We start from the raw sequence: 13023 nt of genomic DNA, 5'->3' as shown, positions 1-13023 counted from the left end.
TCACGACCCGCACTTGCCGTCAGGACTTGAGGTCGGGGAAGTCCTCTTCGCGGAACTCCGTGCCCGCGCCGCGGGCCGGGTCGCTCTCGCGGCCGCGCAGCTCGACGCGGCGGATCTTGCCCGAGATCGTCTTCGGCAGGTCCGCGAACTCGAGCCGCCGGATCCGCTTGTACGGCGCCAGGTGCTCGCGGCAGTACGCCAAGATCGCCTTCGCCGTCTCCGGGGTCGGCTCGTGGCCGGCGGCCAGCACGACGTACGCCTTCGGCACCGCGAGCCGGATCGGGTCGGGGGCCGGGACCACTGCCGCCTCCGCCACCGCCTCGTGCTCGATCAGCACGCTCTCCAGCTCGAACGGCGAGATGCGGTAGTCCGACGCCTTGAACACGTCGTCCGTGCGTCCGACATACGTGATGTAGCCGCGTTCGTCGATCGAACCGACGTCACCGGTGTGGTAGTAGCCGCCGCTGAACGCCGCCGACGTGCGCTCGTCGTCGCCGGTGTACCCGGTCATCAGGCCCACCGGGCGGTGCTGCAGGTCGAGGCAGATCTCGCCCTCCGCCGCGCGTTCGCCGCTGACCGGGTCGACCAGCGCCACCACGAACCCGGGCAGCGGGCGGCCCATCGAGCCGGGCACCACGTCCTGGCCGGGGGTGTTGGCGATCTGGACGCTGCTCTCGGTCTGGCCGAAGCCGTCGCGGATGGTGACCCCCCACGACTTCTGCACCTGCTCGATCACCTCGGGGTTGAGCGGCTCCCCCGCCCCGACGACCTTCTTCGGCGGCGTCTTCAGCGCCGTCAGGTCCGCTTGGATGAGCATCCGCCACACCGTCGGCGGCGCGCAGAAGCTCGTGACGCCGCACCGGTCCATCTGGGCCATCAGCGCGTTCGCGTCGAACCGGTTGTAGTTGTAGAGGAACACCGTGGCCTCGGCGTTGAACGGAGCGAAGAAGTTGCTCCACGCGTGCTTCGCCCAGCCGGGCGAGGAGATGTTCAGGTGGACGTCACCCGGTTCCAGCCCGATCCAGTACATCGTGGACAGGTGGCCCACCGGGTACGAGACGTGGGTGTGCTGCACCAGCTTCGGCTTCGCCGTCGTGCCGGAGGTGAAGTAGAGCAGCAGCGGGTCGCCGGCCTTCGTCGGGCCGTCCGGGCGGTACTCCGGCGACTCGGCGAACGCGGCCGAGTACGAGTGCCAGCCCTCGACCGGCTCCCCCACCGCGATCCGCGTGTAGTCACCGCCGACGTCGGCGAACTTCTCCGCGTCCACCGAGCGGACCACGACGTGCTTGGCCGCGCCGCGCTCCACGCGGTCGGTCAGGTCGGCCGGGCCGAGCAGGGTGGACGCCGGGATGATCACGGCACCGAGCTTGATCGCGGCGAGGATGGTCTCCCACAGCTCGCCCTGGTTGCCCAGCATGAGGATCAGCCGATCACCGCGGCGGACGCCGAGGCCGCGCAGCCAGTTCGCCACCTGGTTGGACCGGCCGGACAGCTCCGGGTAGGTCCAGCGGTTCTCGGTGCCGTCCTCCTCGACGATCCACAGCGCGTACCGCTCGGCGTTGTCGGGGTCGTGCGCGACGACATCGAACCAGTCGATCGCCCAGTTGAAGTGGTCGAACTCCGGCCAGGCGAAGTCGCGGTACGCCGTGTCGTAGTCCTCGCGGTGGGTCTGCAGGTAGTCCCGTGCCACGCGGAACGCGTGGTGGACTTCCGAAGCGCCGTTGCTCACCCTGCCTCCTTGCCTATTCGCCTATTCGCCCTTGAACTCCGGCGCGCGACGCTCCATGAACGCCTGGACCGCCTCGCCGAGGTCCTTGCTGGGCAGGAACGCCGAGTTCCACGCCGCGACGTACCGGAGGCCGTCGGCGACCTGGCGCTCGGTGTTCGTCGCCAGTACCTGCTTCGTACCCTGCACCACGAGCGGCGGGTTCGCAGCGATCGCCCCGGCGAGTTCCCGCGTGGCGGCCAGCAGCGCGTCCTGGTCCGCGTAGACATCGTTGACGAGCCCGATCTTCTCGGCGCGCGCGGCGTCGATGTCCTTGCCGGTCAGGGCGAGCTCGCGCAGGTGGCCTTCGCCGACGATCGAGGCGAGCCGCTGCAGGCTGCCGAGGTCCGCCACGATGGCGACGCGCACCTCGCGGACGCTGAACTTGGCGTCCGCGCTGGCCAGGCGGATATCCGCGGCGGCGACCACGTCGACCCCGCCGCCGATGCACCAGCCCGAAACGGCCGCGACGACCGGTTTGCGGCATTCCGCGATCGAGCTGACCGCCGCCTGCAGCGACCGCACCTGGTCGAGGAACGCGGTGCGCGGTCCGGCCAGGTTGTCCCCGCCCAGCATCGGCGCCCAGTCGCCCATCATCGCCGGCAGGTCGAGGCCGTAGGAGAAGTGCGCCCCGCTGCCGGTCAGCACCACGGCCCTGACCTGCGGGTCGACGTCCAGCGCGCGGAAGACCAGCGGCAGCTCACGCCAGAAGTCCGGCCCCATCGCGTTGCCCTTCGACGGGCCGAGGAGCGTCACTTCGGCCACGGGGCCGTCGACGTCGACCTTCAGGGAGACGAGGTCGGGCAGACTGTCAGCAGTAGCGGTCATGAGGTCATCTTGACCCATGCCCGCGACGAGCCGCCATTGGCACGTTGTCAATTGACGCGCGAGTCACTGTCGGGATCCACTGTGCCAACGTGGTCATGGGATGTTTTCCTGGACGTAGGTGACCACGACGCGGGGAGGACGGTGGGAGATGAGCCCGGCCGGCAGCGCGACCCTGATCGAGCCGGAGCCCCCGGCCCCGCCCACCCGGCGTGCCTCCCGCCCGATCGAGCTGACCGGCTCGTTCGACCACGAGGGCCACCGGCTCTGGTACACGGAGTTCGGCAGCGGCGACCAGGTCGTCGTCCTCACCCACGGCATCATGCTCACCCGCCGGATGCACGCCCCGCTCGCGCGCCGGCTGGCCCGCGCGGGGTTCCGGGTGGTCACGCTCGACCTGCTCGGCCACGGCGACTCCGACCGGCCGACCGAGTCGTGGCTCTACTCGATGCCCTCGTTCGCCGAGCAGACGCTGGCGCTGCTCGACCACCTCGAAGTCTCGTCCGCGGTGATCGGCGGGACATCCCTGGGTGCGAACGTCTCCCTCGAGGTGGCGGTGCAGGCGCCGGAGCGGGCCCGCGGCCTGATCGTCGAGATGCCGGTATTGGACAACGCGATCGTCGCCGGGCTGTTCACGTTCGCGCCGCTGCTGATGGCGGCCCGGTTCCTCCCGGTGACGGTCCAGGCGGTGGCGCTGGCGGCGTCCCTGGTCCCGCACGGCAACCAGTGGGTCGACGTCGTCACGGACACGCTGTCGCAGCGCCCGGCCCCGATGGCGGCGCTGCTGCACGGCGTGCTGTTCGGCCGCATCGCCCCACCGAAGTCGGTGCGCCGCAAGATCACGACGCGGGCGCTGGTGATCGGCCACCAGGGTGACCCGATCCACCCGTTCGGCGACGCGGACACGCTGGCGGTCGACATGCCGGACGCGGAGTTCGTCCAGGCGCGCAGCCCGGTCGAGCTCCGCCTCGACCCGACCCGCCTGTCGGACGCGATCCGGGACTTCGCCGCGAGCTGCTACGAGGACTGAACCGGTGCGAGGCCGGCGACCGGGCCGATCACGATCACCGCGGGCGGCCGGACTCCCGACGCCGCCGCGTCCGTGACCACCGTGTCCAAAGTGGACCGCAGCACCCGCTGGGTGCGCATCGTGCCGTCCTCGACGATCGCCACCGGGGTGTCCGAGGGGCGGCCGCCGTCCAGCAGCGCCTTCGCGAACTGCGGCAGCCGCTCCACGCCCATCATCAGCACGATCGTCCCGCGCATGCGGGCCAGCAGCTCCCAGTCGACCAGGGACCGGTCGTCGCCCGGGGCGACGTGGCCGGAGACCACCACGACCTCGTGCGCGACCCCGCGGTGGGTCACCGGGACGTCCGCCACCGCCGGCACCGCGAACGCGCTGGTGATGCCCGGGACCATCGTCACCGGGACGCCCGCCTCGGCGCAGGCCAGCACCTCTTCGAAGCCGCGGCCGAACAGGTACGGGTCGCCGCCCTTGAGCCGGACGACGAACTTGCCCTCCTTGGCCTTCTCGATCAGCGTGCGGTTGATGACGTCCTGGCTGGCCGCGCGGCCGTACGGGATCTTCGCCGCGTCGACGATCTCGACCTCGGGCGCGAGCTCGTCGAGCAGCTCGCGGGGTGCCAGCCGGTCGACGACCACGACGTCCGCGCGCGACAGCAGCCGGCGGCCGCGGACCGTGATCAGCTCCGGGTCGCCGGGGCCGCCGCCGACCAGCGCGACGCCGGGCAGGGAGCCCTCGGGGTGCGGCCGTCGGCCGTCCTCGATCGTGCCGTTGTGCAGGCCGTCGAGCATCGAGTCGCGGACCGCGGCCGAGCGCAGCGGCTCACCGCCGGACAGGACGCCGAACAGCAGGCCGCCGTGCCGGCCCGACGCCGGGGTCACCGCGGAACCCGACTCGCCTTCGTCGGCGCGGACGCAGAACACCCGCTCGCGCTCGGCCTCGGCGCAGATCGCGGCGTTCACGTCGGGGTCGTTGGTGCAGGCCAGCGCGTACCAGGCGGCTCGCAGGTCGCCCTCGGCGTAGGGGCGTTCGTGCCAGACGAGCTCCCCCGCGTCCACCATCCCCTGCACCGACGGCGTCGTGTGCGGTGACACCAGTTCGACGCGGGCGCCCGAGCCGATGAGCCGGGGCAGCCGCCGCTGAGCGACCGAGCCACCGCCGAACATCACGACGCGGCGGCCGGACAGCTGGAGGCCGGAGAGGTAGTGCGGGTCGTCCATGGGCGGGAGTTTATTGACGGTGCGCGCCCGCACCAGCCGGGCGTGCGAAGAGTCACCGTTCGAGCAGGACCAGCAGCTCCGTGGGGGCCGCTGAGCGGGCGAGCGCACCCACCCAGCGGTCCCCACCCGGATTTCAGCTCGCGCGCCCCGAGGCCGGGTACGGCAGCAGGGCCATCTCGCGCGCGTTCTTGATCGCCGTGGCGACCTGTTTCTGTTGCTGCGGAGTCAATCCGGTGACGCGGCGGGCGCGGATCTTGCCGCGGTCGGAGATGAACTTCCGCAGCAGGTCGACGTCCTTCCAGTCGACCTCGGTGACCTTGCCGGCGCGCAACAGGTTCACCTTGCGCTTGGCGGGACGGTCGCGGTTCGGCTTCGGCATCCTGCTCACCAGCTCGACTTCGTGACGCCGGGCAGCTCGCCGCGGTGCGCGGCCTGGCGCATCTTCACCCGCGACAGCCCGAACTTCCGCAGGTACCCGCGCGGACGCCCGTCTACCGCGTCGCGGTTGCGGATGCGCGTCGGGCTCGCGTCGCGCGGCAGCTTCTGCAGCGCGACGACCGCTTCGCCCTTCTCCTCCGGGGACGCCGAGGGCGACGCGACGACGGCCTTGAGCGCGCGACGGCGTTCGACGTACCGCGCGGCGACCACCTTCCGCTGCTCGTTCTTCGCGATCTTCGACTTCTTCGCCATCAGCGCTCTTCCTTGAACTCGACGTGCTTGCGCGCGACCGGGTCGTACTTGCGCAGGACCATCCGGTCGGGGTCGTTCCGCCGGTTCTTCTTCGTGACGTACGTGTAGCCGGTGCCCGCGGTGGACCGCAGCTTGATGATCGGCCGGACGTCGGTGCTCTTCGCCATTACAGCTTCACTCCCCTTGCCTTCAGTTCGGCGACCACGGACTCGATGCCGCGCTTGTCGATCGTCTTCATCCCCTTGACGGAGACGCGCAGGCGCACCCAGCGGCCTTCGCCGGGCACGAAGTAGCGGCGGTTCTGCAGGTTCGGCTCCCACCGCCGGGACGTACGGCGGTGCGAGTGCGAGACCTGCTTGCCGTACCCCGGCTTGCGGCCGGTGACCTGGCACACGGCGGACACGGACCCTCCCGAGTTGATAGTGGTTGTCGTTTTCATTTACTCTTACGCACCGTACCCCGCCCGTATTCCTGGAGCCGCCGTGACCCCCAAGCAGACCCACCCACCCCGCGTCCCGCTCGTCCTCGTCAGCGGCCTCGCCCCGGGACCGAACGCCGAACTCGCCGAACTGCTGCGCGTCGCCGGCCCCGGCACCGCCGTCGTCCACCACGACCTGCGCGAGATCCACTCCGGTGTCGTCCGCCGCCGGCTGCGGCTGGAGCAGCGCGACCAGCTGACCGTCCTCGAACTGGCGCACGGCTGCGTGTCGTGCACCCTGCGCGAGGACCTGCTCCCGCTGCTGCGCCACCTCGCCCGGATGCCGCAGGTCCGCCGGATCGTCGTCCGCCTCGACGAGGCCATGGAGCCGGAGCCGGTGAGCTGGGCGATCCGGAACGTCCTGGTCGGCGACCACCCGGTGAGCGACGACGTCGACCTGCGCGCGGTGCTCACCGTCGTGCACTGTGCGACCTGGCTGGCCGACGTGACCGGCGACGACGTGCTCGCCGAGCGGAACCTGCAGGCCAGCCCGGAGGACGAACGCACCGTCGCCCAGGTGGCGCTGTCCCAGGCCGAGTTCGCCGACGTCCTCGTGCTGGCCGGCGCCGCCACCGACGCGTGGACCGCCGCGAAGGCGTCCGCGATCCTCGACCGGGTCGCGCCGTCGGTCCCCCGCGTCGAGCTGAACCGGATCGACGGGCACAGCGTGCTCGACGCGGTACCGCAGGACGCCCGCCGCGGCGAGGTCACCGACATGCACGGCGCCCTGCTGCGCGGCGAGCCGCCGCTGCACCCCGACTGCGGCATCGGCGTCGTCACCTTCACCGCGCAGCGGCCGTTCCACCCCGAGCGGCTCCACGACGCCCTCGACGTCCTGCTCGACGGCGTCGTCCGCACCCGTGGGCGCGCGTGGGTGGCCAGCCAGCCGGACGTCGCGTTCTGGATCGAGTCGGCCGGGGGCGGGCTGGGCATCGGCCACGCCGGCCCGTGGCTCGCCTCGCCGGACGGTCCGGCGTGGACGGACGTCTCCCCCGAGCGCCGGACCCTGGCGTCCCTGCGCTGGGACCCGGTGCACGGCGACCGCGCGCAGGAGCTCGTCGTGGTGACGGACCAGACAACCCCCGACGAGATCGACGCGGCCCTGCGCGGCGCTCTACTCACCGAAGAGGAACTGGCCGCCGGCCCCGAGGAGTGGCTCCGCTACCCCGACCCGTTCGGCGACTGGCACGAAGAGCCGTGCGAGGACACCGAAACCGGCCCGGCGCGCCACGACGCGACCGCGGCGAACCGAAAGGAAGACCAGTGAAGAACGGCATCCACCCCGACTACCACCCCGTGGTGTTCAAGGACTCGTCCACCGGCGACGCGTTCCTGACCCGCTCCACCCTCACCTCCGACAAGACCGTCGAGTGGTCCGACGGACAGAGCTACCCGCTCGTCATGGTCGACATCAGCTCGTGGTCGCACCCGTTCTGGACCGGCACCCAGCGGATCATGGACAGCGCCGGCCAGGTCGAGAAGTTCCACCGCCGCTACGGCAAGCGGGGGACGCGCTGATGGCCGTCCCGAAGCGCAAGAAGTCGCGGAGCACCACTCGTTCCCGGCGTTCGCAGTGGAAGGCCGCGGTCCCGGACCTGGTCCCGATCGAGGTCGGCGGCGAGACGAAGCTCGTCCCGCGTCGCCTGATGCGGTTCTTCCACTCGTGACCGTCCCGGTCACGGTCCTGTCCGGGTTCCTCGGCGCCGGCAAGACGACGCTGCTCAACCGCATCCTCGCCAACCGGGCGGGGCCGCGGGTGGCGGTGATCGTCAACGACATGAGCGAGGTCAACATCGACGCGGCGCTCGTGCGCTCGCAGGAGCGCCTCGTCGAGCTGACCAACGGGTGCATCTGCTGCACCCTGCGGGAGGACCTCCTCGAGGAGGTGGCCGCGCTGTGTTCGGACGACCGCTTCGACCACGTGCTGATCGAGTCGAGCGGGATCTCCGAGCCGATGCCGGTGGCGGCGACGTTCACGTTCCTGGACAAGGTGGCTCGCCTCGACACGATGGTGACGGTGGTGGACGCGGCGAACTTCGCCCGTGAACTGGCCGCCGGCGACTCCCTCGTGGAGCGCCGGCTGGACCAGTACGAAGACGACGAGCGGACGGTCAGCGACCTGCTCATGGACCAGGTCGAGTTCGCCGATGTCCTGCTGGTGAACAAGACCGACCTGATCTCCGCGCCTGAATCGGAGCGCCTGGTGGCGACGCTGCGGCGGCTCAACCCCGCCGCGGACGTCGTCACCGGCAGTTTCGGCGAGGTGCCTCTCGACCGGGTCTTCGGCACTGGCCGGTACGACGCGGTGAAGGCGCAGGAAGCGCCCGGCTGGGTCGCCGAACTGAACGGCGACCACGTGCCGGAGACCGAGGAATACGGGATCTCCAGTGTGGTGTTCCGCGCGTCCCGGGCGTTCGACCCGGCGGCGCTGTGGGACTTCGTCGCGCGGCGGCTGGACTCCGGCGAGTTCGGGACCGTGCTGCGGTCCAAGGGGTTCTTCGCGCTGGCGTCCCGGCCCGGGGTGACCGGCCTGTGGTCCCAGGCCGGGACGGTCGCGCGGTTCGAGCCCCAGGGCGTGGCGGACGAGCCGCGTCAGGAGCTGGTGTTCATCGGCGTCGAGCTGGCGAAGGAAGCACTCCTGACGGCACTGGACGGCTGCCTGGGCGACGCGACCGGGCCGGACCCGTTCCCGGAGTGGGAGCCGGTGCCCTAGTTCACCACGATGAAGTAGTCGCGGCCGCGGTTCGACTGGGCGCCGCCGGCGGTCCGGCTGTAGACCTGCATGGGGTAGAAACCCGACGCGTCGGGGGTGAAGGTGAAGCTCGCCCGGCCGTCGGCGTCGGCCGGGACCACGGTCGGATTGTCCCAGTCCTCGTTGAAGTAGTAGACGTACTCGACGACGCCCGGCGTGCGGGGAGTCAAGGTGAAGACGCCGGGGATGCCGGGGCCGCCGCTGCCCACGAAGTCCGGGTAGTCGGTGCTCGCCACGAGGGGAGCCTCACTGGCCGTGTAGCTCGGGTCGGCGGTGCCGGACCGCAAGCCCGTGCTGGTCGTGCTCCACACGTTGAGCCGGTGGGACCCCGGGTTCGCGGTGACGATGTTCGCGGTCGCGGTTCCGTCGGCCGAGGCCGCGACGGTGGTCTCGGGCCCGTTGTCGATCCGGTAGGTGTACGAGACGACATCGGCCATGCCGGGCGAGAAGCGGACCTCGGCCGGGACTCCGACACCGGTTTCACGAGGCGCGTCGACCCGAGGCTCCGTCGACTGCACGTAGAAGTGGTGGATGTGGTTCGGCGACCGGTTGCCCGCGTTGTCGACGCTCGCCACGTAGAGATCGTTGGGCCCGGACGCCTGCGGCGTGTAGGAAACAGTCGCCGACCCGCCAGGGTGGTCCGCCGCCACGAAGGTGCCGGCCGGATCGGTGTTTCCGTAGTAGAACCCGACGACCGCGTCCTCGCCTGCGGCGGCGGTGAAGGTGAACGAGCCCGGCACCCCGGCACCGGGGTGCCAGGCACCGTCGTCGGGGTACTCGGCCGACGTCACGGTCGGTTCGGCGATCGGGGTGGCGGCACTCGCGTGGGCCGGTACGGCGCCGAACGCCATCGCCCCGACGGCCAGAAGCACGGTGATTCTACGACGAACTCGCATCGGATACCCCCCAGGTGAATCCTGCTGTCCCGCTCCAGCTAAGCACAATTTCGTGCTGGGCGGTCGTTTTCGCTCGGTTCAGGCAAAACGTCCGAGTTGATCACCCCAGATTTATCAGTCTAGGTTGATGAATATGACGGACGAGGAGCTGCTCCAAGCGAGCACCGACCTGCGCGTCGCGCTCGGCCGGCTGGTCCGGCGGCTGCGCCAGGGATACGTCGTCGGCGAACTGACCCTGCCCGAACGGTCGGTGCTCTCCCGGCTCGACCGGGAGGGCCCGGCCACGCCGGGCTGCCTCGCCGACCTCGAACGCGTCAAGCCGCAGGCCATGGGGGTCACGCTCGCCGGGCTGGTCGACCGCGGGCTCGTGGAGCGGCGCAAGGACGACTCCGACGGCCGCAAGGTGCTGATGTCGGTCACCGACACCGGCGTCCAGCTGCTCACCGATCGCCGGTCCCGGACCACGCAGAAGATGGCGACCGCGCTGGCGGAGAAGTTCACCGCGGCCGAGCAGCGCGAGCTCGTCGCCGCCATCCCGCTGATCGAGCGCCTGGCGGACGAGCTGTGACGGCGACGCAGACCACGAGCGGCCGCTACAAGTGGGTCGCGCTCTCCAACACCACGCTCGGCGTGCTGATGTCCGCCCTCGACGGCTCGATCGTCATCATCTCGCTGCCGGCGATCTTCCGCGGCATCGGCCTCGACCCGCTCGCCCCGGGCAACATCGGCTACCTGCTCTGGATGATCCTCGGCTACCTGCTGGTGCAGGCCGTGCTGGTGGTGACGCTCGGGCGGCTCGGCGACATGTTCGGCCGGGTCAAGATGTACAACCTCGGCTTCGTCGTCTTCAGCGTCGCGTCGGTGGCGCTGTCGTTCGACCCGTTCCACGCCGGCGGCGGCGCGCTGTGGCTGATCGGCTGGCGGATCGTGCAGGCTGTCGGCGGGTCGATGCTGACCGCGAACTCGGCCGCCATCCTCACCGACGCCTTCCCCACCGAGCAGCGCGGCATGGCGCTCGGCGTCAACCAGATCACCGCGCTGGCCGGGCAGTTCCTCGGCCTGGTCGTCGGCGGGCTGCTGGCCGAGATCGACTGGCGCGCGGTGTTCTGGGTGAGCGTCCCGTTCGGGCTGCTCGGCACGATCTGGTCGATCCGCAGCCTCCGCGAGGTCGGCACGCCCAAGCGCGCGAAAGTCGACTGGGGCGGCAACATCACCTTCGCCGCCGGCACGGCGATCCTGCTGGCCGGGATCACCTACGGCATCCAGCCCTACGGCGGCGCCGCGACCGGCTGGGGCAACCCGCTGGTGCTCGGCGGCATCGGTGGCGGCGTGCTGCTGCTCGTGGCGTTCGGCATCATCGAGACGCGGGTCGCCGCGCCGATGTTCCACCTCGGGCTGTTCAAGATCCGCGCGTTCGCCGCGGGCAACATCGCCGCGTTGCTGACTTCGGTCGCCCGTGGTGGCATGCAGTTCATGCTCATCATCTGGCTGCAGGGCATCTGGCTGCCCCTGCACGGCTTCGACTACGAGCGGACGCCGTTGTGGGCGGGCATCTACATGCTGCCGCTGACCGTCGGGTTCCTCCTGGCGGGGCCGGTGTCGGGCTACCTGTCCGACCGGTTCGGGGCGCGGCTGTTCTCGACCGGCGGGCTGCTGCTGGTCGCGGGGGCGTTCCTCGGCCTGCTGGCGCTGCCGGTGAACTTCCCGTACCCGGCGTTCGCCACGTTGCTGGTGGTCAGCGGGATCGGCCAGGGCATGTTCTCCGCGCCGAACACTTCGGCGATCATGAGCAGCGTGCCGACCGAACAGCGCGGGGTCGCCTCCGGGATGCGGGCGACGTTCCAGAACTCCGGGACGTCGCTGTCGATCGGCGTGTTCTTCTCGCTGATGATCGCCGGGCTGGCTTCGTCGCTGCCGCAGACGCTGACCAGCGGCCTGCAAGCCCACGGCGTCCCGGCGTCCGTCGCCGACGGCGTCGCCCAGCTGCCGCCGGTGAGCACGTTGTTCGCCGCGTTCCTCGGCAGCAACCCGGTCGGGCACCTGCTCGGCCCGGACGTCCTGGCCGGGCTCTCCCCGGCCGACCGCTCGGCGCTGACCGGCGGGGAGTTCTTCCCGCAGCTGGTGTCCGGTCCGTTCCACCACGGCCTGGTGGTCGTGTTCACGGCGGCCGCGGTGATGGCCGTCGTCGCCGCGGTGGCTTCCGCTTCGCGCGGCGCGCGTTACTTCCACACCCCCGAGGGATCGAAGGAGAACCGATGACCGACGAGATCGTCGCCGGGACCGTCACCATCACCGGCCACGGCGGTGACGAGCTCGAGGCCTACCTGGCCAAGCCGACCGACGCGACCCCGCGCGGCGGCGTCGTGGTGATCCACCACATGCCCGGCTACGACGCGGCGACGAAGGAGATCGTGCGGCGCTTCGCGGTCGAGGGCTACAACGCGCTCTGCCCGAACCTGTACTTCCGGGAGGCGCCGGGCGCGGACCCGGACGACGCGGCCGCGACGGTCCGCGCGTCCGGCGGCGTCCCCGACGACCGCCTGGTCGGCGACGTCTCCGGCGCCGCCGACTACCTTCGCGCACTCGAGAACGCGAACGGTCGCGTCGGCGTCATCGGGCACTGCTCGGGCGGGCGCCAGGCGTTCCTTTCCGGTTGCTCGCTCGACATCGACGCGGCGGTCGACTGCTACGGCGCGTTCGTCGTCGCCGACCCGCCCGAGGCCATGAAGCAGATGAAGCCGCTGCTCGGCCTGGCACCGCAGCTGTCGTGCCCGCTGCTGGGCATCTTCGGCGCGGACGACCAGTTCCCCAGCCCCGACGAGGTCGCGGTGCTCGCGGCCGAGCTGGAGAAGCTGGGCAAGGAGCACGAGTTCCACACGTACGCGGGCGCGGGCCACTCGTTCTTCTCCGTCGACCGCCCGAGCTACCGCCCCGAAGCCGCGAAGGACGGCTGGGAACGCATCCTCGACTTCTACTCCCGCACACTCACGGCCTGAGAGAGGACCCGCTCATGTGCACCTACCTGACCGAGAAGTTCGCGCTCGAAGGCAGCGGCAAGGGCGCCCGCGGCTGGTTCCGCCTGAACGAGGGAACCGTGTACGTCGACCACCCGGTCCACGCGCCGTACGGGCACACGGTGAACATCGACTTCCGCAACCCGGACTTGGGCGCTTCGGCCCGGGTCGCCCTCGAACTCACCGAGGAGGACGCGCTGGCGCTGGCTGATGCGATCGTCGCGGCGGTCAAGTCCGCCCCCGCGGGTCTCGCTTCCCGCAACCAGTAGCAAAAGCCGTGAAGGCCTCCTTACCGGCCATAAGAGCCGGTAAGGAGGCCTTCACGGCTTTTCACGGGGTGTAGAGGGCGCCGAGGAACA

At 70.9% G+C, this 13023-nt stretch carries 17 protein-coding genes; 9 read left to right on the top strand and 8 right to left on the bottom strand.

Annotated features, from left to right (window positions below; translation table 11 throughout):
• Window positions 1–19: 19 nt before the first annotated feature.
• Both AB0C38_RS44770 and AB0C38_RS44765 read right to left on the bottom strand, forming a co-directional pair.
• The gene (locus tag AB0C38_RS44770) at window positions 20–1729 is read right to left on the bottom strand and encodes an AMP-binding protein (protein ID WP_360686040.1); all 1710 of its coding nucleotides are present in this window, start codon (window positions 1727–1729) and stop codon (window positions 20–22) included.
• Window positions 1730–1750: 21 nt separating this feature from the next.
• On the bottom strand, window positions 1751–2593 hold the full coding sequence (locus tag AB0C38_RS44765; protein WP_360686037.1) for a crotonase/enoyl-CoA hydratase family protein: 843 nt from the start codon (window positions 2591–2593) through the stop codon (window positions 1751–1753).
• A gap of 148 nt (window positions 2594–2741) precedes the next feature.
• Between AB0C38_RS44765 and AB0C38_RS44760 the strand changes: the two genes are divergently transcribed.
• Complete coding sequence (locus tag AB0C38_RS44760) at window positions 2742–3620, top strand: alpha/beta hydrolase (RefSeq protein WP_360686194.1); 879 nt, start codon at window positions 2742–2744, stop codon at window positions 3618–3620.
• Here the strand turns inward: AB0C38_RS44760 and cobA are convergent.
• From cobA to rpmB, 5 genes are all read right to left on the bottom strand, one after another.
• Window positions 3608–4834, bottom strand: coding sequence for a uroporphyrinogen-III C-methyltransferase (gene cobA, locus AB0C38_RS44755; RefSeq protein WP_360686034.1), 1227 nt, complete (start codon window positions 4832–4834; stop codon window positions 3608–3610). The two genes, AB0C38_RS44760 and cobA, sit on opposite strands and share 13 nt — an antisense overlap.
• Window positions 4835–4967: 133 nt before the next feature.
• Window positions 4968–5222 carry a 30S ribosomal protein S18 gene (rpsR, locus tag AB0C38_RS44750; RefSeq protein WP_360686031.1) on the bottom strand — a complete coding sequence of 85 codons (255 nt, stop codon included), beginning with the start codon at window positions 5220–5222 and terminating at the stop codon, window positions 4968–4970.
• Window positions 5219–5524, bottom strand: a complete 306-nt coding sequence (rpsN, locus tag AB0C38_RS44745; RefSeq protein ID WP_360686028.1) for a 30S ribosomal protein S14 — start codon at window positions 5522–5524, stop codon at window positions 5219–5221. The genes rpsR and rpsN overlap by 4 nt, the downstream gene beginning before the upstream one ends.
• Window positions 5524–5691, bottom strand: a complete 168-nt coding sequence (gene rpmG / locus AB0C38_RS44740) for a 50S ribosomal protein L33 (RefSeq protein ID WP_003091682.1) — start codon at window positions 5689–5691, stop codon at window positions 5524–5526. The genes rpsN and rpmG overlap by 1 nt, the downstream gene beginning before the upstream one ends.
• Complete coding sequence (rpmB, locus tag AB0C38_RS44735; RefSeq protein WP_360686024.1) at window positions 5691–5927, bottom strand: 50S ribosomal protein L28; 237 nt, start codon at window positions 5925–5927, stop codon at window positions 5691–5693. The genes rpmG and rpmB overlap by 1 nt, the downstream gene beginning before the upstream one ends.
• Window positions 5928–6006: 79 nt before the next feature.
• Between rpmB and AB0C38_RS44730 the strand changes: the two genes are divergently transcribed.
• Genes AB0C38_RS44730 through AB0C38_RS44715 form a run of 4 tightly spaced genes read left to right on the top strand, consistent with a single transcriptional unit; the run spans window position 6007 to window position 8715 of the window.
• Complete coding sequence (locus tag AB0C38_RS44730) at window positions 6007–7269, top strand: GTP-binding protein (RefSeq protein ID WP_360686022.1); 1263 nt, start codon at window positions 6007–6009, stop codon at window positions 7267–7269.
• On the top strand, window positions 7266–7520 hold the full coding sequence (locus AB0C38_RS44725; RefSeq protein WP_360686019.1) for a type B 50S ribosomal protein L31: 255 nt from the start codon (window positions 7266–7268) through the stop codon (window positions 7518–7520). The genes AB0C38_RS44730 and AB0C38_RS44725 overlap by 4 nt, the downstream gene beginning before the upstream one ends.
• The gene (rpmF, locus tag AB0C38_RS44720; RefSeq protein WP_360686017.1) at window positions 7520–7669 is read left to right on the top strand and encodes a 50S ribosomal protein L32; all 150 of its coding nucleotides are present in this window, start codon (window positions 7520–7522) and stop codon (window positions 7667–7669) included. The genes AB0C38_RS44725 and rpmF overlap by 1 nt, the downstream gene beginning before the upstream one ends.
• Window positions 7666–8715 carry a GTP-binding protein gene (locus tag AB0C38_RS44715; protein ID WP_360686014.1) on the top strand — a complete coding sequence of 350 codons (1050 nt, stop codon included), beginning with the start codon at window positions 7666–7668 and terminating at the stop codon, window positions 8713–8715. Before rpmF ends, AB0C38_RS44715 begins: the two co-directional genes overlap by 4 nt.
• On the opposite strand, the gene AB0C38_RS44710 is transcribed toward AB0C38_RS44715, so the two are convergent.
• Window positions 8712–9626, bottom strand: coding sequence for a hypothetical protein (locus AB0C38_RS44710; RefSeq protein WP_360686011.1), 915 nt, complete (start codon window positions 9624–9626; stop codon window positions 8712–8714). The two genes, AB0C38_RS44715 and AB0C38_RS44710, sit on opposite strands and share 4 nt — an antisense overlap.
• 157 nt (window positions 9627–9783) lie before the next feature.
• Here AB0C38_RS44710 and AB0C38_RS44705 point away from each other — a divergent pair, with 157 nt between their 5' ends.
• From AB0C38_RS44705 to AB0C38_RS44690, 4 genes are read left to right on the top strand one after another with little or no spacing between them, the layout of a single operon-like run.
• Window positions 9784–10218: a MarR family transcriptional regulator gene (locus tag AB0C38_RS44705; RefSeq protein WP_360686008.1), complete on the top strand. Its 435-nt coding sequence runs from the start codon at window positions 9784–9786 to the stop codon at window positions 10216–10218.
• The gene (locus tag AB0C38_RS44700) at window positions 10215–11909 is read left to right on the top strand and encodes an MFS transporter (RefSeq protein WP_360686006.1); all 1695 of its coding nucleotides are present in this window, start codon (window positions 10215–10217) and stop codon (window positions 11907–11909) included. The genes AB0C38_RS44705 and AB0C38_RS44700 overlap by 4 nt, the downstream gene beginning before the upstream one ends.
• Window positions 11906–12646, top strand: a complete 741-nt coding sequence (locus tag AB0C38_RS44695; RefSeq protein WP_360686003.1) for a dienelactone hydrolase family protein — start codon at window positions 11906–11908, stop codon at window positions 12644–12646. Before AB0C38_RS44700 ends, AB0C38_RS44695 begins: the two co-directional genes overlap by 4 nt.
• A 14-nt stretch (window positions 12647–12660) precedes the next feature.
• Window positions 12661–12933 carry a DUF6295 family protein gene (locus AB0C38_RS44690; RefSeq protein WP_360686000.1) on the top strand — a complete coding sequence of 91 codons (273 nt, stop codon included), beginning with the start codon at window positions 12661–12663 and terminating at the stop codon, window positions 12931–12933.
• Window positions 12934–13023: the final 90 nt, after the last annotated feature.

This window comes from Amycolatopsis sp. NPDC048633, from assembly GCF_040650695.1.
Lineage (GTDB): Bacteria > Actinomycetota > Actinomycetes > Mycobacteriales > Pseudonocardiaceae > Amycolatopsis.
This window is presented reverse-complemented; position numbering and strand designations above follow the sequence as displayed.

Bases quoted from the DNA above. Each gene is read 5' to 3' on its own strand.
- AB0C38_RS44765 (WP_360686037.1), bottom strand. From the start codon at position 2,593: ATGACCGCTACTGCTGACAGTCTGCCCGACCTCGTCTCCCTGAAGGTC.
- AB0C38_RS44760 (WP_360686194.1), top strand. From the start codon at position 2,742: ATGAGCCCGGCCGGCAGCGCGACCCTGATCGAGCCGGAGCCCCCGGCC.
- cobA (WP_360686034.1), bottom strand. From the start codon at position 4,834: ATGGACGACCCGCACTACCTCTCCGGCCTCCAGCTGTCCGGCCGCCGC.
- rpsN (WP_360686028.1), bottom strand. From the start codon at position 5,524: ATGGCGAAGAAGTCGAAGATCGCGAAGAACGAGCAGCGGAAGGTGGTC.
- rpmG (WP_003091682.1), bottom strand. From the start codon at position 5,691: ATGGCGAAGAGCACCGACGTCCGGCCGATCATCAAGCTGCGGTCCACC.
- rpmF (WP_360686017.1), top strand. From the start codon at position 7,520: ATGGCCGTCCCGAAGCGCAAGAAGTCGCGGAGCACCACTCGTTCCCGG.
- AB0C38_RS44705 (WP_360686008.1), top strand. From the start codon at position 9,784: ATGACGGACGAGGAGCTGCTCCAAGCGAGCACCGACCTGCGCGTCGCG.
- AB0C38_RS44695 (WP_360686003.1), top strand. From the start codon at position 11,906: ATGACCGACGAGATCGTCGCCGGGACCGTCACCATCACCGGCCACGGC.
- AB0C38_RS44690 (WP_360686000.1), top strand. From the start codon at position 12,661: ATGTGCACCTACCTGACCGAGAAGTTCGCGCTCGAAGGCAGCGGCAAG.